Origin of the sequence: Winogradskya consettensis (genome assembly GCF_018332715.1) — a bacterium.
In the GTDB taxonomy this organism is placed as follows: Bacteria; Actinomycetota; Actinomycetes; order Mycobacteriales; family Micromonosporaceae; genus Actinoplanes; species Actinoplanes consettensis.
Genome location: NZ_BOQP01000031.1, coordinates 41,490 through 63,213, shown reverse-complemented (window position 1 = coordinate 63,213; position 21,724 = coordinate 41,490). Strand labels below are relative to the sequence as shown.

Below are 21,724 nucleotides of genomic sequence, written 5' to 3'. Positions count from 1 at the left end.
GCGCCGCCCCGCTTGGCCGCAACGCCCGGTAGCGTGCCCGGCGCCCCGTTGTCCGAGACCGGCCGGTTGAGCCGACCCGCGCGCCGGGACCCGCGCGTCTTTACCCGAGGGCCAGGGCGGCGACAGCCTCGGCGCAGCCCCACGAAAGGCTGACGCCCGCGCCGCTGTGGCCGTAGTTGTGGACCACCACGCGCCCCCGGCCGGCGTCGACGCGTTCCACCCGGATCCGGTCGCGCTGGGGCCGGATGCCCACGCGGTGCCCGAGGACCTCCGCGCCGGCGATCTCCGGCAGGACCGCGACGCAGCGTTCGATGATGCCGCGGGCGACCGTGAGGTCCGGGACCGGGTCGTCGCGGCCCTTGTCGGCGTTGCCGCCCAGCAGCAGAATGTCGCCCTGGGGCAGCAGGTAGGTCATCTCGTCGAGCTCGTCGGTGTGTTCGGCGAAGAACTCGGTGACCCCCGGGTTCCGGACGGCGACGAGCTGCCCGCGGATCGGCTCGACCGCCGGGTCCGGGACGAGTTCGCGGGCGCCGATGCCGGTGCAGTTGATGACGGTCGGGGAGCGGTCCAGGGCCTGTTCGAGCGATTCGAAACGCCCGGCCTCGATCGTTCCGCCGGTGGCCAGGAAGCGATTCCTCAGATAGCCGAGGTACGCCGGCATGTCGACAATGGGCGCCCGGTAACGCCACCCGCTGAGGAAACCGCCGGGGAGTTCGGCGCGCGCGCATTCCCGGAAGCCCGGCAGGTTCGTTGCCCAGGTGGGGGTGCGGATCTCCCGGCGCGAGGCCTCGACGCCGTCGACGAGGCGGACCTCGGGCCGCCCGGCGGTTTCCAGGTCACGTAGCACCGCGTACGTGTGCATGCTCCAGAGAGGAACGTCGGGATGGGTGGCGTAGCTTGGATCCCAGATGGCGCCGGCCGATGCCGAGGTGCTGTGTTCGGGCCGCCGCTCGGCCACTACGCGTACGCGTGGGTGGCTCGCGTCCTCGGCCAGTCGCACCGCGGTGGTCATGCCTGATACTCCGGCGCCGATTATCAGAAGATCGGGTCGGGCAGCGGTCATCTGTCGACGCTAACCGGGTCCGGCGTGTTCACAGGGAGACGCACGTAAATGTACGGCGAGTGCGGACAAAGGCACACAACGCTTGTCCCGGTGTGCCGCGTAATGCTAGCGAGATCTACGGAATGCGAACGCGTCAATACGCCCCGTTGCATTCCGCGATCGGATGCGGTCCAATCGAACGGCTGGCGGCAAGCGCGGCACGGGTCGCGCCGCTGGGGGAGTCACCGGTCACCGCTGACCCTGCAGCCTCGTCCGGCTTCTCCCCGGTGAGCCGTGGCGACCATGGGGGACCGATGCTCATCGTTGGCGAGGTGCACACCGGACTGCTGCGCGGGCGGGATCCGGCGACCCAGGACGAGGCCGGCCGCTTCGTCGACCTGGTGGCGGGGGAGGCCGTCCTGGTCTCCGAGCGGCCCATCTCCTACGTGCGTTCCCCCGCGGTCCCGGTGGGTGTCGACTGTGCTCTGGTCCCACCGGGCGCGGCCCGGCAGGTGCGGGGTGTGGGCACGCTGCTGCAGCGCTCGGCGGTCACCGGCGGGCATGTGGTGCAGGGCTCCGCGTACGCCGAGATCGTGCCCTCGGGTGGGACGGCCCGCCGGCCCTGGTCGCACTATCTGACGCGGCCCGGGGTGGTCGAGACCATCGGCCGGGTACGCGGCCCGGAGCTCGCCGACACGCTCGCCGCCGGCCGGGAAGGACTCGATGTCGGGGCGGTGGCGGCCCGCGCCCTGGACAGGGTGCAGCGGGTCAGCGCCCGCCCGGGCACCCCGCGGCTGCGCAGCGCCCGGACCAGGCTGCGCTGGCTGGCTGACACCGGCGTCGACGGTCCCCTGGTCCGCTTCGGGCTCGGCAAGGGTGATTTCCGGGCGATCAGGCTGACGGTGGCCGCCGGCTGCCCGCCCGCGCAGCTCGCGGCACTGTGCGAGGACCTCGCCCTGCACGACTGGCTCCTCACGACCCTGATCGAGGCCGTCCGCAAGGCCGCGCCCGGGGTGCTGGCCCGCGACGAGGCGTTGCGCCGGCTGGATCCGGTGATCGACTATCTGCTGCATCTGTGGATGCCTGACGCGCGCGGCGGTGACCTGTCCGCCCGGGTGTGGGCGGTGCTGGAGAGCCGTCCCGGCTTCACCCGGCAGTGGCGGACCCTGGAGGGCCGCATCCGGGACCAGCTGTCCGCCGGTGCGGTGGCCGGGCTGGCCGCCGCGGGACCCCGATGATGGCGTCGGTGCCCAGGGTGACCGGGGAGAGCTCCGGCGTCACTCGCAAGATCCTGCTCACCGTCGCCACCGGTGGCCTGACGTTCCTCATCACCAACGCGCTCGACCAGACGCAGGCCACCAGCATCACGCTGTCCATCCTCATCGGCGGGATCGCGTTGCTGACCCGGTTCCTCGCCGACTTCGAGAAACGGCTCGCCGCGCTGGAGAAGATCGAGGGCGACAGCATCGCGGAGATGCGCCACCTCATCGACGACACGTTCCCGCAGATCAGCCGGGCCACCGAGCTGTACCGGATGATCGACACCTCGGCGCTGGGCGCCACCCTGGTGACCGAGTTCGTCGACAACTCGACCCGGATCTCCCCGGACTCGCCACAGATCGTGCAGCACTTCGTGCGCGCCAAGATCCAGGAGACGTCCGGGCTGCTGAAACAGATCTCCGAGGGCGGCACGATCACCTATTACGGCGAGGACCGGGAATGGCTGCTGGGCCTGACCCGCAACGCCACGACCGGTATCGACGCGATCAGCATGGCCGCGGTCGACCACAGCCTCTGGCAGAGCGAGATCGGCCAGCGCTACCTCGACGCCCAGCGCCGGGCCGCGGCGTCGGGGCGCCGGGTGCGCCGGATCTTCGTGCTCGACACGGCCGCGGGGGCCGACGACCCGGATCTGCTGCGGGTCTGCGCCGAACAGGCCAGGATGGGGATCCGGGCCCGGCTGCTCGCACGTCCCGAGGTGCCGCCACATCAGCGGGTGCAGGTCCGGGACCTGATCGTCTTCGACGACACCCTGGCGTACGAGACGACCCCGACGCTCACCGCCGACCCGCAGCTCGCGCAGATCTCCGAGACGCGGCTGGTCCTCACCACGGACCGCGTCAAACAGTGCGTGCAGCTCTTCAGCGACCTGTGGGAAGTGTCGTTCGACCCGAAGGGTGTCACATGAAGGCGTACCGGATGCGGTCGACGAACTCGGCCGGCAGGACGATCCGCTCGCCCTTCGCCCGCCCCCTGATCTGCTCGTCCACCGCCGCGGTGACCGCGACCTGACCGAGGATCGTGCGAACCGCCACCTCGATCGGCAGGAACCGCGCGCCCAGCACCGAGAACGTGCGGTAGGCCCGGAACGGTGCCGCTGCGGGGTTCAGCCGGATCACCGGTGGGAGCAGATCCCAGTCGGCCGGCAGCTCGTCGAGTGCCAGCGGTCTCGGCTGCGCGACCGGCTCCCCGAGATGGCGGATCAGGCCGAGGCGTTGCAGCTGCCAGACCGCGGCCAGGAACGGGCACGACCACAGGCGGGCGCCGGCCTTCTCGTTCCACAGCTCGATGTCCAGGAAGATCGAGTGGTTCTGCACGGCGCTCTGCCGCGGTGGCTGCCACTGCCGGGGCGCCGCCATCGCGGAGCCGGCCTGGCCGGGGGAGCGCTGCCCGTTGGTCAGCCAGCCGCTCACCGACACCGGGGGCCGGGACCCGTCGGCACCCTCCGGAGGCTCGCTGACCAGGTGGTTCTCCACCACGCGGGCCAGCTCGATGCCGTCCGCGACCGCGCATCCCGACTCGCGTGCGATGTAGTCGATGCCCAGCCCGGCCTCGGCCGCCGTGGCGCTCAGCATGGCGATGACCTTGTCGGGCGTACTGAACCGGGTGAAGTAGTCGTCGATCAGGAAGCAGGTGCTCACCCGCGGGGTGCTGCCGGCGGGCAGCTCGGCGGCGGCGATGTCCCGGGCGGCGGTGGCCCACGGGGCGACCCGGCGGAACTGGTCGAGCAGATGCGAGGGGCCGGCCTCGAAGTCGTCCATGTAGAGATGGCCGAGCTCGATCGACAGGTGGGACAGCGCCACCGAGCGCACCACCGTGGTGGCCGACTCCTCGGTGAAGACGCCGTCGGGCAGCGTCACAACCCCACCCACGCGTCATCGTCGAAGATCTTCTTCGCCAGCTGCTCGAACGCCGTGACCGTCTCCTGGTTGGCCGTGCCGTGCAGCAGGACGTCCTCGTTGGACAGCAGCTGCTCCTGCCACTGCAGCACCGGGTCCAGCGGGATCTCGCCCAGCATCCGCGAGCGGCCGACCCCGGAGCTTCCGGCGAGCTCGTGCAACCGCCGGTCGATGCGGTCGAGCCATGCCAGCTGCTCGGGACGCAGCCCCGCCTGACCCTGCGCCGCCGGGTTGAGGACGGCGGTGCGGATGAACCGGATGGAGTTCAGCAGGGTCTGCCGGTCGTGACCGCGGCCGACGCCGGCGTCGAGGAGCCCCTGCACGCCGCGGACCAGGCCGGCGGCAGCGATGATGTGCTGGCGGGTCCACCGGTGGAAGACCAGCCACCGGGCGCTGATCCCCGCCAGCTCCGGGTGGGCCGTGGCAGCCAGCACGATGTCCGTGGCGTACGAACGGCCCGCGCTGAGATCCACGATGATGAGGCCGAACTCCTCGGCGAGCTTGAGGAACAGCTCCACGCAGCGTTCGACCATCTCGGGGGTGGCCTGGAACTCGCCGCCGCCACGGTCACCGGGCAGCAGCGTCAGCCGCCCCGCACCGGCCGGACGGCTGCGCAGCACGTCGCGCTCGGACTCCGCCCAGATGTCGATACGCCGGGGGAGGTCGGTGGTGCCGAGGAAGTAGTTGTGCAGCCCGTCCCCGCCGGTGACCCCGGCGGGCGCCGCGGGCAGGTCGAAGATCGCGCCGGCGGTCGGACTGCCGAAGTCGAAGTCGAGATAGCAGCAGTCGGTGCCGTCCAGAGCCGTGCGGTAGGCCAGGTTGCTGCTGGTCACCGAGCGCCCGGTGCCGCCCTTGTCGGAGGTCGCGAAGAGGATCACGTCAGATCGTCCCCGCGGTGGCACGCCGGGCCGCGGACAGCCGGTCGAGCTTGCGGAGCACCTCCTCGGTCACCGCGACCGCGACACCCGGGCGGTCCCGGCGCTGGGTCCGGGCCCGTTCCAGGTCGACCCCGATCTGTTTGAGCTGCTCGCCCAGAGACTGCCCGCTGTAGGTGGAGTTGTTGAGCAGCTCCCGGTCGTAGAGGTGTTCGGCCTCGTTGAGCAGATCGGCGGCGATGTCGGCGAGCAGCTCGCTGCGCAGCGGCGACTCGTTGATCACCCGTGACGCGGTGACCAGGCAGTCGACGACCCGTTTGGTGAAGTACCACGACGCCTCGGTGAACTTGACGTCGAGCTGGGGGTAGGCGCCGGCCGGCTGGTCCCAGAGACCGTCGGGCAGCACCCGCTCCTTGAGGTGTTTCCACATCTCGTCGCTCAACCCCAGCAACCGGCCGCGCTCGGTGCCGTCGGACAGCAGACCGGCCAGGCTCAACGTCCGTTTGAGCAGCAGCGGCGACAGATCGGCGACCGTCCACGCGAGCCGGGGCCCGCCGTGGCTCTCGCTGCCCTCCAGGGGGAAGCTGAGACCGGGATGGTGCACGTCGAGGGCCGTCTCCCGCTCCGACGAGCGCCGGGTGATCCGGCTGCGGTTGGCCAGCTCCTCCAGGACGTTGGCCATCCGGGCCATGTCGGCGTTGGGCGCGCGGGTGGCGATCATGTTCTGCATGACCATCCCGCCGACCAGCAGCGTGAAGTAGTCGAACTCGATGCCGTCGGTGGTGCGCCACGGCAGGTCCTCCAGCGGCCACCGGCCGGAGCCGAACGTCGCCACCGCCGCCCAGTAGGACCGGGTCAGCTCGAAGCGCAGCTGCAGCGCCTGGGCCAGTTTCAGCTGGGCCTCGTCGAGCAGGCCCAGCAGCCGGGTGCGCTCCGAGCTGAGCGCCTGGATCGCCTCCAGGGCCACCGTGGTGAAGTAGAGATAGGGGGCGTTCTGCGCGACGCCGTCACGCTGGACCCCCACGTCGGAGGTCTCGATCTGCGGGGCCTCCCGGACGATGCCCCACGACCAGCCGCACTCGAAGAGGCGGTTGGGCAGGTCGAGGTCGCTGCTCTCGGCGGCACCGGACCCGATGGTGACGTCGTCCCGGAGCCGGGCGTTGATCTCCCGCAGCGCCGCGCGCAGCTCCTCGACGACGACCCGCGACGGCCGCCGCTCCTGGTTGACCATGCGGACGAGCTCCTGGCCGAACGCGTCGTCGGCGGAGAACACGTTGACCGCGAAGCTGCGCAGCAGCCCGACCATCGCCGCGGTCAGCCGTTTGCTCGCCATCGCCTCGAGATCGTCCACCTCGGCCTGCAGCGCCGGCCGCGTGACGACCTGGCGGAAGACCCGGGTGAAGCCGACGACTGCCAGCGTCAGCGTGATGCTCACCGAGAACGAGTCGACGACGTCGAGGCCGCGCTGCTCCGCGGTGATCTCGTCGTCGAGCTCCTCGGACCGGAAGTAGGTGCCCCCGGAGAAGACCGGCGTCCCGTCGTCGGAGGTGTAGCGCTTCAGATAGCTGGCGAGGGCCCGGATCATGCGCTGGGGAACCTGGATGTCGTCACCGAGCGCGTCGAGCGCGTCCAGCACGTCGCGGTTGGCCACGTCCGGATTGTCGAGCCGGAAGAGCGGGATCTCCGTGGCGGGTGCCAGGATGCAGAGCAGCTGCTCGGCGTCGCTGATCGAGTTGGCGCCGTCCCGGCCGCCGAACCGCCAGCGATCGTCGGCGTAGGACAGTCGCGCCGTGGCGCGCCAGATGTCGAGGAGCTGTTGCCGTGGCTGGATCTGCATCGGTGTGCCGTCACCTACCCGTCCATCGGTCCGCTACATCTTCTTGCGTCCCGTAACAACGATCATGCCGCCGTAACCGTCGCGCAGATCGTTGCTCTCGACCGGATTGATTGTGACATCCCGCGCAACCCCTGAGAGCGCCCGGAGGATGTCATTCTCGTCCACCGAGCACGCCGGGAACGTGTTCTCACCGACGCGATAACCCGAGGAATTCTTCATGAACGCCGCGGCGAACGGCGCGTGCGCCCGCAACGAGTTGACGAACATGCGGGTCGCGCGCTCGAACTCGTCATCGCGCGTGGTGATCGACTCCGCGACGAAGAACATCGTCCCGATGTCGTACTGCTCCGGCTGGAGACCGTAGACGCTGCCCTTGACCACGCGGGCCCGGCGCGTCAGCAGGTTCAGCGGGTCGTTGATGGTCTGGTACGCACTGCGGCCCCGGATCATCTCCGCCCAGAACTGCTTCCACGTCGGACTCGGCCCGTCCTCCTGCTCCATCTGCTCCGTCAGCCAGGCACGGTTGGACGACGCCCGCTCGTAGAGCGTGATCTCGCCCGTGAACGGCAGCATCGTCAGCGCGGGATAGAGGTTCGCCCCGGCCCCGACGTCGATCGCCTTGGGGCGCCACGTGTCCGGCCACTGCTGCTTCTGCTGCTCGAAGAAGTCCGCGACGATCCGGATGATCTCGCCGTCGTCCGGGCGCAGGGTGCTGTAGTTGTGTGCGAAGTACGCCGCTGAGTCGAAAAGATCCCAGTCGACATCCTCGTTGAGCCGCGGGCCTGCCGCGCTCTCCGCCTGTGCTGCTCCGGCAGGGTTGCCCACGGTTCTTCCTCCGGCGATCTGGGCGGTCAACGCTGGAGTCCCGTTCACGCCGCTCTCGTTGAGCGTAGGTCTCCCACGTGGCGGCCGTTAGGCACGAAATTTCACATGACGTCACCGGCTGGCGGGCCGGCCCAGGTGTGACTTTTAGGTTCTATTGTCGCGTTGTCGGTTTTATTGTCACGTTGTCGGCCGGCGCATGGACCCGATTGCGGTAACGAGCGCTACGGCGTTCAGGAAACGCACAGTACAGGGGGTTGTCATGGGTCAACTCGGCGGGGTCGGACATTGCCCGGACTGGATCTGTTAACAACCCTTGATAAAGATGTTCACAAACGTCAAGATGTGGAGGACCTGCCTGGTCATCGATGTTTCGGGAGTCGCCATGGGCAAACGTCGTACCGTATCCGTGCTGGCCACCGGCGTCTCGCTGGCGCTGGCGACCGTGGTCGCCCTGGCTCCCGACGGCATGGCAGCCACCACAGTGGGTGTTCCTCTGCGCGCGGCGGCCGTGACCTGCACAGCTCCGGCGTGGGCCGAGGGCAGCACCTACACAGTAGGCACGCAGGTCACCTACTCCTCGCGGCTGTATTCGGCACTTGTCACACATACGGCGTACGTGGGAGCAGGCTGGAACCCCGCCGCGACCCCCTCGCTGTGGAGTGACCTGGGCGCCTGCACCGGCACGCCCACAACGCCACCTCCGACGACCACGCCCCCGACAACCACGCCTCCTACTACGACGCCACCCACCACCACCACGCCGCCGACCACCACCCCGCCCGGTGGCAGCACCTGCGCCGTCAAGTCGCGGCCCACCGGGAAAGTCCTCGCCGGATACTGGGAGAACTGGGACGGCGCGAGCAACGGCGTCCACCCCGGACTCGGCTGGGTCCCGATCACGGACAGCCGCCTCGCGCAGCACGGCTACAACGTCATCAACGCGGCCTTCCCGGTGATCCGCTCCGACGGCACGGTGCTGTGGGAGAACGGCATGGACGCGGGTGTGCAGGTGTCGACCCCGGCGCAGATGTGCCAGGCCAAGGCGAACGGCGCGACCCTGCTGATGTCCATCGGTGGCGCGGCGGCGGGCATCGACCTCAGCTCCGCCGTGGTCGCCGACCGGTTCATCGCGACGATCGTGCCGATCCTCAAGCAGTACAACTTCGACGGCATCGACATCGACATCGAGACCGGCCTTACGGGTAGCGGCAACATCAACACGCTCTCGGCGTCGCAGGCCAACCTGATCAGGATCATCGACGGCGTGCTCGCCCGGATGCCGTCGAACTTCGGCCTGACGATGGCCCCGGAGGCCGCGTACGTCACTGGCGGCAGCGTCACCTACGGCTCGATCTGGGGCTCGTACCTGCCGATCATCAAAAAATACGCGGACAACGGCCGCCTCTGGTGGCTCAACATGCAGTACTACAACGGATCCATGTACGGCTGCAGCGGCGACAGCTACTCCGCGGGCACCGTGCAGGGCTTCGTGGCGCAGACCCAGTGCCTCAACGCGGGCCTGACCATCCAGGGCACGACGATCCGCGTACCGTACGACAAGCAGGTCCCCGGCCTGCCCGCCCAGTCCGGTGCGGGCGGCGGCTACATGGCACCGGCGCTGGTCTCGCAGTCGTGGAACAGCTTCAACGGCGGCCTCAAGGGCCTGATGACGTGGTCGGCCAACTGGGACGGCTCCCGCAGCTGGACCTTCGGCGACAACGTGAAAGCCCTCCAGGGCCGCTGAAAGGCGTTCTCACCGGCCACGGCCCGCTGTCGCCCCGTCCCCAGGGCGGCAGCGGGCCGTCCCCCTCACCGGTCGGTGGCGTCGTTCCACATCTGCTCGAAGCGCCGCTTGCGATCCTCCACCCGCCAGTCCGCGACGAGCGTGACGCTGGTGATCAGCGGCGGCACGTCGGGGTCCGGGGCGGACGCGGCGCGCAGCTCGTAGCTGAGCCGCCCGTCGAAGACGATGAAGTCGTAGAGGTCCGTGCGGGTCAGCGAGTCCAGCTGCGACGAGCGCAGCACCCGGGTGCGTACCCCGATCTCCTTGTGCGGTTTCACCAAGTCGTCGATCCAATCGTCACCGGCGTCGGAGGCGTCGTCGATGACGAAGATCCGCCGGATGGCGACGTGGCGCTCGGTGATCGCCTGCCGCTGCCGGGCGAGGTAGTGCCGCCCGAGGTCGGTCGCCCAGAACAGGCCCGCGTCGGCGAAGTTCCCGGGCGCGTCGAACGAGGTCATGCTGGTGGCGTCGATCGTCTCGTACGCGCATTCGGTCAGGTTGAGCAGCCAGTCCCGGTCCTCGCCCTCGTAGACCGCCCACCCCTCGCGCAACCCGTCGAGGGTCTGCGCGAGCCGGCTGAGCTCGTGATCCGCGAACCGGCGCAGCACGACGTCGCTCGAGTCGATGCTCGCGGACGCCGCGACGAGCCGGTCGATGTGGTCGGCCCGCAGCCGCGATTTCCCGGGTCCGGTGTAGAGCTCTGTGACGGCCAGATTCAGATCGACCAGGATCAGAGCCACGAGCACGATGCCCGCGACGAAGACCGCCATCGTCAGCTGCCAGATCTCCGCCTGGCCCGCGGCGCTGGTGAGCAGATAGGTGAGGCCACCCGCGATCGCGGTGACGAGAATCTTGAAACGGACCTTCACGGGCGCCCCCTGAGCCGAGTCACGTTGATTTCACCCGATGGTGCTACCCGGCCGCAATCGGGCGGGCGGCTCATTGATTCTGTTAACAAGACTGTTCATAGACGTTGATAAGCGTCAATATGAACAGATGCTGCGAACCCTGCTCGTTGTCGCCCTGATGGCCACGGCAGTGCCGGCCATCGCCCCGTCCTCATCTGCCCCGGCCGCGTCCGTGACCGCCGCCGCGACCGTCTGCTCGGTGTCGTGTGACACCCGGGATCCCTCGACCGCTCGCCAGGACACGTTCCCGGTTCCCGACAAGACGCAGAACGGGCGGCGGATCTCGCTGCACCTCTCCGATGCCGACGCAATGGCGTGGGGGAGTATCGACAACGGGGGCGCCGGGGATTCCGTGTGGCTCGATCGGAGCTGGGACGGGGGTTCCAGCTGGGACGGGCTGCTCGGAAAGGCGAGCATTCCGGCGACCTGGACCGGCACGCGGACACTGATGTACAACCTCGCGGATCCGTCGCACCACAAGCGTGGCATGGTTCGGGCGTGCGGGGACGCGAGCGGGATCCAGTGCACCGAATGGGTGCGCCTCAAGGCGTGCGATGTGGTCTGTGACGGCGAGACCGCGAACGTCGGTGACGCGGTGCCGGTCCCTTCCGCCGCACTCAGCGGGCGCACCATTTCGTTGCACGCCGACCAGCGCGGAATGCTCTGGGGAACCATTTCCGGCGGGGCCGCGGGCGACGAGATCTGGCTCGACCGGTCGTGGGACGAGGGTGTGAGCTGGCCCGGGGGCTCGTCGCTCGGGCGCACGAGCACCCCGGGCGGCGCGAGCTCGGCGCGCACCGCACTCTTCACTTCCCGAGACATCAGATCCTTGATGTACGCGGGGAGCGTGCGCGCCTGCGGTCGTGCGGTCACCGGATCCAATGGCAGTTGTACGCAATGGGCGCGACCTGCCGCCGACCGTGCCGCCGCGGCCGCTGACGCGTTGATGTACTCGTATCAGCCGGATACCGCGTGGTGGCCGTCGAGCTGGTGGAATTCCGCGGTCGCCGTGACGACGATGATGGACTGGATGGCGCGCTCCGGGCGTACCCAGGAATATGGGTGGGTAGTTGATCGGACCTTCGAAGTGAACAAGGTGGCCTTCCCGGCCGGGGTGAAGAGCAGCGACGCCATCGAGGGGCATTTCATCAGCCGGGCCATCGACGATGCGGCGTGGTGGGGGCTCGCATGGGTGAAGGCCTACGACCTGACGGGTAACCCGAAATACCGCGACGAGGCAGTGATCATCGCCAATTACGTCAACGGCTTCTGGGACACCTCGACGTGCGGCGGTGGCGTGTGGTGGGACCGCGAACGTACCTATAAGAATGCCGTCACCAGCGGTCTGTACGTGCGGCTGGCCGCGTCGTTGCACAACCGGTTGCCGGGCGACACGACGTGGCTGAATCGGGCCGTGACCGGGTGGAACTGGTTCGCCGCCAGCGGCCTGATCAATGCCGCCGGGCTGGTGAACGACGGGCTCACCACTGCTTGCGCGAACAACGGGCAGACCGTCTATACCTACAATCAGGGGCTCGCGATCGGGGCCTCGCTCGAGGTGTGGCGCGCGACGGGGAACGCGAATGCGCTCGCGGCGTCGCGGCGGCTGGCGGACGCGGCGATCTCGTCACCCGTGCTGACCAGGGGCGGCATCCTGACCGAGTCGTGCGACGCCGCCGATCGGACCTGCGACGACAACGGGAAACAGTTCAAAGGCGTGTTCATGCGCTATCTGGGTGACCTCGCCGATGCCACGGGGGAGGCTGGGTACCGGACCTACGCGCGTACCCAGGCGGACAGCATCTGGAATGCGGATCGTGACTCCCTCAACCGGATCGGGCAGCGATGGAGCGGGCAGACGTCCTCGGCGTACCCGAACGCGCGGGACTGGCGCACCCAGGCCTCCGGGTTGGGTGCCCTGATCGCCGCGACCGGCTGAGTGTGACCGAGGCCGCACTTCCCAAAAAGTGTTTGCTCGTGAAATATTTGACGAAGCAAAGAGGTTGTGCGGGTCAGATCGGGACGAGAGGTCCCGGCGGGAAAGCCAGGAGCGGGTCATGCAGTTCGGGATCTTCAGCGTCAGCGACATCACCACCGACCCGACCACCGGTCACACGCCGACCGAGGCCGAGCGCATCAAGGACATCGTCACCATCGCCAAGCACGCGGAGGAGGTGGGCCTCGACGTCTTCGCCCTGGGTGAGCATCACAACGAGCCGTTCTTCTCCTCCTCGCCCACGACGACCCTCGCCTACATCGCCGCGCAGACCTCGACGCTGCAGCTCAGCACGGCGACCACGCTGATCACGACGAACGACCCGGTCAAGATCGCCGAGGACTTCGCCATGCTGCAGCACCTGTCGGACGGCCGCGTCGACCTGACCCTGGGCCGCGGCAACACCGGGCCGGTCTACCCCTGGTTCGGCAAGGACATCCGCGCCGGGATCCCCCTGGCCATCGAGAACTACGCCCTGCTGCACAAGCTCTGGCGCGAGCACACCGTCGACTGGAAGGGCAAGTACCGCACACCGCTGCAGTCCTTCACCTCCACCCCGCGCCCGCTCGACGAGATCCCGCCGTTCGTCTGGCACGGCTCGATCCGCAGCCCCGAGATCGCCGAGCAGGCCGCGTTCTACGGTGACGGCTTCTTCGCCAACCACATCTTCTGGCCGGCCAGCCACACCCAGCGGATGATCGCCCTCTACCGCGAGCGCTGGGCGCACTACGGCCACGGCGACCCGGACACCGCCATCGTCGGCCTCGGCGGCCAGGTCTTCATGGCCAAGAACAGCCAGGACGCGGTCAAGCAGTTCCGCCCCTACTTCGACAACGCCCCCGTCTACGGCCACGGCCCTTCCATGGAGGACTTCACCCGGGAGACGCCCCTCACGGTCGGCAGCCCCCAGGAAGTCATCGACCGTACGCTCGGCTTCCGCGATTACGTCGGCGACTACCAGCGTCAGCTCTTCCTCATGGACCACGCCGGCCTGCCGCTGAAGACCGTCCTGGAGCAGCTCGACCTGCTCGGCTCCGAGGTCGTCCCGGTGCTCCGCAAGGAGTTCGCCAACCTCAAGCCGGCCCACGTGCCGGACGCTCCCACCCACGCATCCCTGCTCGCCGCTAAGTCTTCCCCGGAGGTCTCGGTAGCATGAACCAGCGCTCTCTCGTCGTCATCTCGGCGGGGCTGAGCCAGCCGTCGTCCACCCGCCTGCTCGCGGACCGCCTGTCCGCGGCGGCGGTGGACCAGGCCGCCTCCCTCGGCGTCGACCTGACCGTGCGCGTCGTCGAGCTCCGCGACGTGGCGCACGACCTCATGAACCACATGCTCACCGGCTTCCCGCCGGCGGCGCTCAAGGACGTCATCGAGGCCGTCGAGGCCGCCGACGGGATCATCGCGGTGACCCCGGTCTTCAACGCATCCTTCAGCGGGCTGTTCAAGTCGTTCTTCGACGTCCTCGACAAGGACGCCCTGGTCGACAAGCCGGTGCTGATCGCGGCCACCGGCGGCACGGCCCGGCACTCGCTGGCTTTGGAGCACGCGCTGCGGCCCATGTTCGCGTACCTGCGGGCTGTGACCATGCCGACATCCGTCTTCGCCGCCACCGACGACTGGGGTGGCTCCGAAGATCTTCTCCACGGCCGCGTCGACCGCGCCGCGAGCGAGCTGGCCAGGGAGATCTCCCGGCGCGAGCCCGCCGTGGTCACCGACCCGTTCGCGCTGACCACGTCGTTCGCGGACATGCTCGGCGCCTGAACCGGCCCACTCGGGCTTGGGTCGCCCGGCTCGGGCTTGGGTCGCCCGGCTCCGGCCTGGGTCGCCCGGCTCCGGCCTGGGTCGCCCGGCTCCGGCTTGGGTCGCCCGGCTCCGGCCTGGCAAGATCAACATGCATGACGTTCGTCTCGCTTCGCGCGTGCTCCGAGCGGGGTAGAAATAACGGGACGACAGGGGGACACCATGGGTGAGATCGTGCTCATCCGGCATGGCCAGACCGAGTGGAGCGCCAACGGGCGCCACACCTCGTACACCGATCTGGACCTGACCGAGACCGGCGAACAGCAGGCCCGCGAGGCCGGCAAGCGGTTGCAGGGCCGCACATTCGCAGCGGTGATCTCCAGCCCGCGCAAGCGGGCCCTGCGCACGGCCGAACTGGCCGGCCTCACGGTCACCGAGACCACCGAGAACCTCGCCGAGTGGAACTACGGCGACTACGAGGGCATCACCTCGGCAACCATCCACGAGACCGACCCCGGCTGGAAACTCTGGACCGACGGCGCCCCCGGCGGCGAATCCCCGTCCCAGGTCGCCGCCCGCCTCGACAAGGTCCTGGCCCACGCCCGCACCTTCCTCGACCAGGGCGACGTCGCCCTGATCGCCCACGGCCACAGCCTCCGGGTCGCCGGCGCCCGCTGGATCGGCCTCCCCCCGGCCGGCGGCGCCCTCTTCCGCCTCGACACCGCCACACTGTCAACCCTGGGCTTCGACCACGGCGAGCCCGCCATCGACACCTGGAACGCCGCTTCCTGACGGCTCTTCCCCAGGCCGGTCCCTCTTCTCGGGGCCGGCCTGCCGTCGCTCCACATCCCTCTCGGACCGGCGCGAGCCCTTCCCCGGACCGGCACGAGCCCTTTCTCAGAGCGGCGCGAGCCCCGGAATGCCGTAGCGCGCATCGAGCACCTGCATAGCCGCCCCCGCCGCGATCACATCCTCGCCCAAACTGGACAGCGTCACCTCCACCGTCAGCCAATCCGCCCGCGGCACCTGAGTGCGAACAGCCTCCTCGACCGCGTCCCGGTAGACCTTCGCGTGCCGCAGCAGATCCGCCCCCGCCAGCACCACATGCTCCAGATCGAGCGTCTGCAACAGATTGACCACGCCGACCCCGAGCACCTCCGCGGCCCGTCCCACGTCACCGGCCTCGACAGCCGCGTCGTGCACCGCCTCGATGCACCCCCGCCTCCCGCACGCGCACCGCGGCCCGTCCAGCGCGACGACCGTGTGCCCGAACTCGCCGGCATTCGTGTGGGAGCCCCGATGCGCCGCGCCGCCCAGCCACAACCCGGCCCCGACGCCCGACTCCACCATGATCAGCGCGGCGTCCCGGAAGGCCGCACCGCGCCGCCAGGCTTCCGCCGTCACCCCCGCAGTCACGTCCTTGTCGAGGTGGACCGGCAGACCGAGCACATCCTCGGCGAAAGCCCCCAGCGGGATATCGTGCCAATGCCGCATCCTGTGCGCGTCGCGAACGGTGCCGGCCGCATGGTCCAGCGGCCCGATCATCCCGATGCCGACCCCGGTCAGCCGCCCGTCGATCTCATGCTCCGCGCGCACCTTGTCGATCAGCCCGGCCATCCCGTCGAGCAGATCGCCCGGCGTGAAATCGGCCGGCAGCGCCATCACGGCCGACCACAGCACGGTCCCCGCAAGATCAACCAAGACCATCCGCACCGTACGCCGTGACACGTGCGCCCCGATCGCATAGCGACTGTGGGGGACCAGCTCGTAGACCCCGGCGGGCTTGCCGATCGCGGGCCGGCGCACCCCCGCGGGCGCGACCACGCCCTCCTCGACGAGCCGGGCGAGAACCTTCGAGACGGCCTGCGGGGTCAGCCCGGTCGCGTCCGAGACGGTGTTGCGCTCGAACGTGCGCCAGGTGCGGGCAAGGGCCATGACCAGGGCCTCGTTGTAGTCCCGGAGGAAGGTCAGGTCCGCGGCGATGCGGTGCATAGGATCACACTACCCCCTAACGCAACAGCGTTGCTAAAGTCGTCCCCGTGGAACTTCTCAGCCCCCGTCACCGCTGGACAGCCCTGCTCGCCCTCGCCTTCGGCGGCGTGGCGGTCGGGCTGACCGAGTTCGTCGCCATGGGGCTGCTCCCCGACATCGCCCGCGGTCTGCTCCCCGCCGACTACGCTGCCTCCTCCACCGACGCGGTGGCCAAGGCAGGCTGGATGATCACGGCATATGCGCTGGGTGTCGTCGTCGGCGCCCCGCTGATCGCCGCCCTGACCGCCCGCGTGCCCCGCAAGAAGCTGGTCCTGGGCCTCCTGGTGCTGTTCGTGGTCGGCACGATCGGCTCGGCGGTGGCCCCCACGTTCGGTCTCGTCCTCGTCGCCCGGTTCATCGCGGCACTGCCGCACGGCGCCTACTTCGGCGCGGCAGGCCTGCTCGCGGCGACCCTGATGGGCCCGGGCAACGAGGCCCGCGGCTTCGCGGCGGTCCTCAGCGGCCTGACCGCGGCCAACGTCGTCGGCGTCCCCCTGATCACCAAACTCGGCCAGGCGACGGACTGGCGCGTGGCCTACCTGGTCATCGCCGGAGTCTTCGCGCTCACCCTGCTCGCCGTCGCCCTGACCGTCCCCGAGGTGAAGGCAGCCGAAAGCGGCTCCCCACGCAACGAGTTCGAAGCGCTGCGCCGCCCCCAGGTCTGGCTGGTCGCGGCAACGGCAGCCATCGGCTTCGCGGGCTTCTTCGCCGTCGACAGCTACATCGCCCCGATCACCACGGACGTCACGGGTCTCTCCTCGGGCACCGTCCCCTGGGTCCTGGTCGCCGTCGGCCTGGGCATGACGGTCGGCAACGCCCTCGGCGGCTGGTTCGCCGACCGCGACCTGCGCCGCGCCATGCTCATCGGCTTCCCCGCAATGATCGCCGCCATCGTCTTCTTCGGCCTCGCCGCCTCCACCACGATCGGCCTCTTCACCGGCGCCTTCCTGATCGGCGCCACCAGCCTCTTCCTCGGCCCCACCATGCAGGCCCGCCTCATCACCGTCGCCCCCAAAGCCCAGCTCATGGGCGCCGCCCTCAACCAGTCCGCCATGAACATCGCCAACAGCCTCGGCGCCGCCCTCGGCGGCCTGGTCATCGCCCGAGGCTTCGGCTACGTCGCCCCCGCCTGGGTCGGCGTCGCCCTGGGCATCATCGGCCTCGCCCTCGCCGCCATCAGCTTCGCCCTGGACCCCAAACCCCACCTCAACCCCACCCCCACCCCCGACCAACCCAACCCCACCCCCACCCCCGACAACTCCCACCCCGCCCTCCAATAACCCACCACAAGCTCCAACCCACCCCCACAAACCGTCGGAGGCGATGCGGCTGGTCGCACTGGTAGACGTGCCGGGTGTGCAGGAGGGCCGTGGACCAACCGCCCTGTCCGCAGGGAGCCTGGCCCACGCCATCGCTCCGCTCTCGGTCCCCGGCTACCCCGGGCTCCGCTCTCGGTCCCCGGCTACCCCGGGCTCCGGCCTCGGTCCCCGGCTACCCCGGGCTCTGCCCTCGGTCCCCGGCTACCCCGGGCTCTGCCCTCGGTCCCCGGGTACCCCGGGCTCCCTCCGAGGATCTCGGCTGCGTCCCAGCCTCGGTGGCAGGTGTGGCCCTGCCGCCGGGCCTCGTCAGTCGAGCGCGGCCTGCCCCGGGTAATGTTCCGGGGCCTCGGCTGCGCCCCGGCGCCGTGGGCCACCACCTGAACCCACGCTTCGTCCTTGGGGCGTGCCCGTCCCGCCTCGTCCGTGGGCGTGACCTGACCCCACGCTTTGTCAGTCCTTGAGGCCGGGCTCGCCCGCGTCTTGTTGGTGGGATCCGGGCTGTCTCAAGGCCTTGTTCTTGAGGGAAAGTGTTCCCCGTCGTTGACGGCGGCGCGGCTGGCCGGGCCACACCCCGCGCCTTGTTGGTGGGGTCTGATCTGCCCCGAGCTTTGTCTCTGGGGCTGGGCCTGCCCCGCGTCCTGTTGGTGGGGTCCGACCTGCCTCGAGGCTTTGTTCTTGGGCCGGTCCCGCCGCGTCTTGTTCATGGGGCCTGGCCGCCGCGTCGGGCCTTGTCCCTGGTCGCCTGGCCTGCAGGGAGGTGAAGGCCTGGCCACGGCGCGCCTCTTCCCGGGAAGTAAGCCCCGATTGCCGAGGTGAGGGGATCTGCGGACTTGATCATGTCCACGTGGGGCGGCATGCTGGCGCGGGTGAGTGACGACTACATCCGGTTGATTCCGACGGACAAGCAGTGGCAGCCGGATCCCGTCGGTGCTGCTGCGGCGGTGAGCTATGTGGCGGGTCTGTTCTCGGGGCCGGAGGACGACGTCGAAGAGGTCGAGGCGGAGTTCTATGACCAGGTCACTCTGGTTGATGCCGGGGAGAACACCACCCGGGTGTTCTGCTCGCAGTGCGGGGCGGACATCGGGGTGGGCTGGTTCGCCGACCTGATCGAGGAGCGGGGCGAGACCTTTGACAGCCTCGACTTCGAGGTGCCGTGCTGCGGGGCTGTCGCCGCTCTGGACTCGCATCGCTACGACTGGCCGGTGGGGTTCGCCCGTTTCGAGGTGTGTGCCATGAATGCCACGCGGGCCGGGTATGAGCTCGACGGCGGAGAACTCAGCGAGGTGGCGAGGCTTCTCGGGCATCCCGTCGCTCAGATTCTTGCGCACTATTGATCATTGACCGCACGGAACGCATTCGGCCGCCTGCGTTCATGGACTCAGCGGGATCGTGACGGCGTCCTTGGCGGTTGGTCGGACCAGATAGCGGCCGGCCCCATGTCCCCTCACGGAAGCCGGCAGAGGCGGAAGCCGCAGAGGCGGAAGCCGCAGGGGCGGGAACCGGGGGCGGCCGGAACCGTGGGCAAATCTCGTCGCGTGCCGGTCGAGGGCTCAATAAAGTGCGTTGCATGCGTCTTGAGGTGATCACGCCGGAGAATTATGAGGCGGCGCTGGACATTGCGGTGGCTCCGGGGCAGGAGGATCTTGTCGCGCCGGTGGTGAAGTCGCTCGCGGAGGCGTACGTATTCCCGGAGTTTGCTTGGCCGCGCCTGATCTGCGACGGCGACCGGGTGGTGGGTTTTGTCATGGCCTTTGTCGGCATTCCCTGGAGCGATGGTGGTCGCCGGTCCGGGTTGTGGCGGTTGAACATCGCCGCGGATGCTCAGGGTGCGGGCTATGGACGGTTCGCCGTGGCCGCGGTGTGTGATGAGCTTCGGGGGCGTGGCAGTTCGCGGGCCTACGTGACCTGGGAGCCTCGCGCAGGTGGGCCGGAGGGGTTCTATCTCAGGCTGGGTTTCCGGGCGACCGGGGAAGTCAGCCACGGCCAGACCGTCGGCGTCCTCGACCTTTGAAAGAGTGGGTCCCGGTATGCACAGCAGCCTGACCGAGCACGCCCGGTGCGTGTACGGCGATGAGTTTCAGCCGGATGCGGTCCCGTGCGCCGCGAACCACGATCCGCACTATTTCATCGAGGCGCTGACCTTCGCCGACGCGGACGCCATCCTGGCGATGCTGCGGGAGTTGTCGCCGAACCAGCTGGAGGGGTATCTGCCGGTGTGGGTGCGTAATCTGGCGTACCGGCTGGTGGTGTTGCAGCGGCCCGGTGAGCCGGAACTGATGCGGGAGGCCGCGTTGAATCTGTGGACGTACGGCCCGGACTGGGACGATATCGCGGCGGACCTGGAGCGCCGGGCCGGAATCTTGGAGTCAGGCGGCGGGGACCATCCAGCCGAGGACGGGGGTTCCCTGCAGCGCCACGAGGATGCACATCACGAGCAGTAGCAGGAGGCTCCAGCCGACCACGCGGCGGAAGATGTCGCCCTCCTTGCCGGCCATGCCCACCGCGGAGGCGGCGATGGCGAGGTTCTGGGGGCTGATCATTTTGCCGAGGACGCCGCCGGAGGAGTTGGCCGCCGCGAGCAGGAGCGGGTCCAGGCCCGCCTTGGTCGCCGTCTGGACCTGCAGGGCGCCGAACAGGGCGTTGGCCGAGGTGTCCGAGCCGGTCACCGCCACGCCGATCCAGCCGAGGATCGAGGCCAGGAAGACGAAGGCGCCACCGGTTTCGGCAAGGGCCTGGCCCAGGGTGGTGGTCTGGCCACTTTGATTCAGTACGTAAGCCAGCGCGAGCACCGCCATCACCGTCACGATCGCGTGGCGAAGCTCGGCATAGGTCGCCGCGTAGGCGCGCACCGCCCGGCGGGGTCGGACCCGGAGCACCAGCGCGGTGAGGATGCCCGCGAGGATCATCAGGGTTCCGGCGGCGGACAGCCAGCCCAGCGTGAACGTAGTCGACGCGAGGGGCTTTCCGTTGGCACCGAGGACGTGCAGACCCGGCCAGGCGAACGCCACCGTCCAAGGTTCCTTGGCGAGGGCCGCTTTGACCGCCCCGATGTTCGCGACGGAGAAGATCGCGATGATGATCAGGTACGGCGCATAGGCCCGCGCGACCTCCACCCGCGTGTCCCGCACCACGGTCACCGAGCCGGAAGGCCCCGAGCTGGACGGCCCCGAAGCGGAAGCAACGGAAGTGGACGGCCGGAGAGCGGAAGGCCCGGAACCAGAAGATGCGGACGCCGGGGGAGGGACGGCGAGGTCGGGGGATTCGACCGGGCGCCAGAACCGCAGGAGCAAGACAACAGCCGCCGCGGCCAGCAACGCCGCGATGATGTCGGTCAGCGGAACGGAGATGTAGTTCGACGCCACGAACTGCCCCACGGCGAAGACGACACCCGCCACCAGCGCGGCAGGCCAGGTCTGCCGGACGCCACGCCGCCCGTCGATCACCGCGACCAGCACCAAAGGCACGACGACAGCAAGCAACGGCGTCTGCCGCCCCACCATGGCCCCGAGCATCTCGGTGTTCAGCCGCGGATCATCGCTGGCGCCCGAGGTGACCGTCCCGAGCGTGACGATCGGCGTGGCCAGCGCACCGAACGCCACCGGCGCCGTGTTCGCGATCAGGGCCACCGTCGCCGCCCGCAGCGCAGGAAACCCCAGCGCCATGAGCATGACCACGGTGACCGCCACCGGCGTACCGAAACCGGCGAGGGCCTCGAGCAGCGCGCCGAAGCAGAACGCCACAATGATTGCCTGGATGCGCATGTCCGGGCTGACCCGTTCCATGGAGCGGCGCAGGACGTCGAAATGCCCGCTCGCCACGGTCAGGTTGTAGACCCAGATGGCGTTGATGACGATCCAGAGGATGGGGAAGAAGCCGAACGCGGCACCCTCGCTCGCCGACAGCAGGGCCTGCCCGACCGGCATCGTGTAAACGGCGATCGCGACGATCAGCGCCACCGCGAGCGAGATCAGCCCGGCCAGCCAGGCGCGCATCCGCAGCGCGCCGAGCAGCAGGAAGAGGGTGAGCAGGGGGAGCACCGCGAACAGCGCCGAGAGCCCGACGGAATCGGCGATGGGGTCGGTCACGATCGTGAACTGGTCGGACATGGCTGCCATCCAGGTTCTTCGATGAGTCCTGGAAGGCAATGTAACCGTTATGTGGCCGAGGGGAAACCTAGGGCGCGTCTGAGGGA

The 21,724-nt window shown here is 69.3% G+C and carries 19 protein-coding genes; 11 read left to right on the top strand and 8 right to left on the bottom strand.

The annotated features are described in order from the left end of the window. Positions 1–100 precede the first annotated feature (100 nt). Positions 101–1,063 carry an FAD-dependent oxidoreductase gene (locus Aco04nite_RS28210; protein ID WP_213000292.1) on the bottom strand — a complete coding sequence of 321 codons (963 nt, stop codon included), beginning with the start codon at positions 1,061–1,063 and terminating at the stop codon, positions 101–103. 293 nt (positions 1,064–1,356) lie between these two features. Between Aco04nite_RS28210 and Aco04nite_RS28205 the strand changes: the two genes are divergently transcribed. Together Aco04nite_RS28205 and Aco04nite_RS28200 are read left to right on the top strand one after the other, a co-directional pair. Then, positions 1,357–2,280, top strand: coding sequence for an SCO2521 family protein (locus Aco04nite_RS28205; RefSeq protein ID WP_213000291.1), 924 nt, complete (start codon positions 1,357–1,359; stop codon positions 2,278–2,280). Then, complete coding sequence (locus tag Aco04nite_RS28200; protein ID WP_438874946.1) at positions 2,280–3,230, top strand: DUF6879 family protein; 951 nt, start codon at positions 2,280–2,282, stop codon at positions 3,228–3,230. The genes Aco04nite_RS28205 and Aco04nite_RS28200 overlap by 1 nt, the downstream gene beginning before the upstream one ends. Here Aco04nite_RS28200 and Aco04nite_RS28195 read toward each other — a convergent pair. Genes Aco04nite_RS28195 through Aco04nite_RS28180 form a run of 4 tightly spaced genes read right to left on the bottom strand, consistent with a single transcriptional unit; the run spans position 3,223 to position 7,806 of the window. Beyond that, positions 3,223–4,182 carry an SCO2522 family protein gene (locus Aco04nite_RS28195; RefSeq protein ID WP_213000289.1) on the bottom strand — a complete coding sequence of 320 codons (960 nt, stop codon included), beginning with the start codon at positions 4,180–4,182 and terminating at the stop codon, positions 3,223–3,225. The genes Aco04nite_RS28200 and Aco04nite_RS28195 overlap by 8 nt on opposite strands. Continuing rightward, positions 4,179–5,099 (bottom strand): SCO2523 family variant P-loop protein, encoded by a 921-nt coding sequence (locus Aco04nite_RS28190; protein ID WP_213000288.1) that lies wholly within the window; start codon positions 5,097–5,099, stop codon positions 4,179–4,181. Before Aco04nite_RS28190 ends, Aco04nite_RS28195 begins: the two co-directional genes overlap by 4 nt. Position 5,100: 1 nt before the next feature. After that, positions 5,101–6,933 (bottom strand): SCO2524 family protein, encoded by a 1,833-nt coding sequence (locus Aco04nite_RS28185; protein WP_213000287.1) that lies wholly within the window; start codon positions 6,931–6,933, stop codon positions 5,101–5,103. 33 nt (positions 6,934–6,966) lie between these two features. Then, positions 6,967–7,806, bottom strand: a complete 840-nt coding sequence (locus tag Aco04nite_RS28180; RefSeq protein WP_213000286.1) for an SCO2525 family SAM-dependent methyltransferase — start codon at positions 7,804–7,806, stop codon at positions 6,967–6,969. 334 nt (positions 7,807–8,140) lie between these two features. Here Aco04nite_RS28180 and Aco04nite_RS28175 point away from each other — a divergent pair, with 334 nt between their 5' ends. Beyond that, positions 8,141–9,502: a glycosyl hydrolase family 18 protein gene (locus tag Aco04nite_RS28175; RefSeq protein ID WP_213000285.1), complete on the top strand. Its 1,362-nt coding sequence runs from the start codon at positions 8,141–8,143 to the stop codon at positions 9,500–9,502. A 65-nt stretch (positions 9,503–9,567) separates the two neighbouring features. On the opposite strand, the gene Aco04nite_RS28170 is transcribed toward Aco04nite_RS28175, so the two are convergent. After that, on the bottom strand, positions 9,568–10,410 hold the full coding sequence (locus tag Aco04nite_RS28170; RefSeq protein ID WP_213000284.1) for a hypothetical protein: 843 nt from the start codon (positions 10,408–10,410) through the stop codon (positions 9,568–9,570). Positions 10,411–10,447: 37 nt separating this feature from the next. Between Aco04nite_RS28170 and Aco04nite_RS28165 the strand changes: the two genes are divergently transcribed. From Aco04nite_RS28165 to Aco04nite_RS28150, 4 genes are all read left to right on the top strand, one after another. Further along, positions 10,448–12,388 (top strand): glycoside hydrolase family 76 protein, encoded by a 1,941-nt coding sequence (locus Aco04nite_RS28165; RefSeq protein ID WP_213000283.1) that lies wholly within the window; start codon positions 10,448–10,450, stop codon positions 12,386–12,388. Positions 12,389–12,506: 118 nt separating this feature from the next. Next, positions 12,507–13,601 carry an LLM class flavin-dependent oxidoreductase gene (locus Aco04nite_RS28160; RefSeq protein ID WP_213000282.1) on the top strand — a complete coding sequence of 365 codons (1,095 nt, stop codon included), beginning with the start codon at positions 12,507–12,509 and terminating at the stop codon, positions 13,599–13,601. Next, the gene (locus tag Aco04nite_RS28155; RefSeq protein ID WP_213000281.1) at positions 13,598–14,203 is read left to right on the top strand and encodes an FMN reductase; all 606 of its coding nucleotides are present in this window, start codon (positions 13,598–13,600) and stop codon (positions 14,201–14,203) included. The genes Aco04nite_RS28160 and Aco04nite_RS28155 overlap by 4 nt, the downstream gene beginning before the upstream one ends. 201 nt (positions 14,204–14,404) lie before the next feature. Further along, positions 14,405–14,974 carry a histidine phosphatase family protein gene (locus Aco04nite_RS28150; protein WP_213000280.1) on the top strand — a complete coding sequence of 190 codons (570 nt, stop codon included), beginning with the start codon at positions 14,405–14,407 and terminating at the stop codon, positions 14,972–14,974. A gap of 105 nt (positions 14,975–15,079) precedes the next feature. On the opposite strand, the gene Aco04nite_RS28145 is transcribed toward Aco04nite_RS28150, so the two are convergent. Continuing rightward, the gene (locus tag Aco04nite_RS28145) at positions 15,080–16,174 is read right to left on the bottom strand and encodes an ROK family transcriptional regulator (RefSeq protein ID WP_213000279.1); all 1,095 of its coding nucleotides are present in this window, start codon (positions 16,172–16,174) and stop codon (positions 15,080–15,082) included. A 47-nt stretch (positions 16,175–16,221) separates the two neighbouring features. Between Aco04nite_RS28145 and Aco04nite_RS28140 the strand changes: the two genes are divergently transcribed. The 4 genes from Aco04nite_RS28140 to Aco04nite_RS28125 all read left to right on the top strand — a co-directional run bounded on the left by Aco04nite_RS28140 (position 16,222) and on the right by Aco04nite_RS28125 (position 19,973). Continuing rightward, on the top strand, positions 16,222–17,493 hold the full coding sequence (locus Aco04nite_RS28140) for an MFS transporter (RefSeq protein ID WP_213000278.1): 1,272 nt from the start codon (positions 16,222–16,224) through the stop codon (positions 17,491–17,493). A gap of 875 nt (positions 17,494–18,368) precedes the next feature. Continuing rightward, positions 18,369–18,866, top strand: coding sequence for a hypothetical protein (locus tag Aco04nite_RS28135; protein WP_213000277.1), 498 nt, complete (start codon positions 18,369–18,371; stop codon positions 18,864–18,866). A gap of 233 nt (positions 18,867–19,099) precedes the next feature. Further along, on the top strand, positions 19,100–19,543 hold the full coding sequence (locus Aco04nite_RS28130) for a GNAT family N-acetyltransferase (protein ID WP_213000276.1): 444 nt from the start codon (positions 19,100–19,102) through the stop codon (positions 19,541–19,543). 16 nt (positions 19,544–19,559) lie between these two features. Next, positions 19,560–19,973 (top strand): hypothetical protein, encoded by a 414-nt coding sequence (locus Aco04nite_RS28125; protein WP_213000275.1) that lies wholly within the window; start codon positions 19,560–19,562, stop codon positions 19,971–19,973. On the opposite strand, the gene Aco04nite_RS28120 is transcribed toward Aco04nite_RS28125, so the two are convergent. Further along, a complete protein-coding gene (locus Aco04nite_RS28120; RefSeq protein WP_213000274.1) occupies positions 19,899–21,647 on the bottom strand; it encodes an L-lactate permease in 1,749 nt (582 codons plus the stop codon). The genes Aco04nite_RS28125 and Aco04nite_RS28120 overlap by 75 nt on opposite strands. Positions 21,648–21,724: the final 77 nt, after the last annotated feature.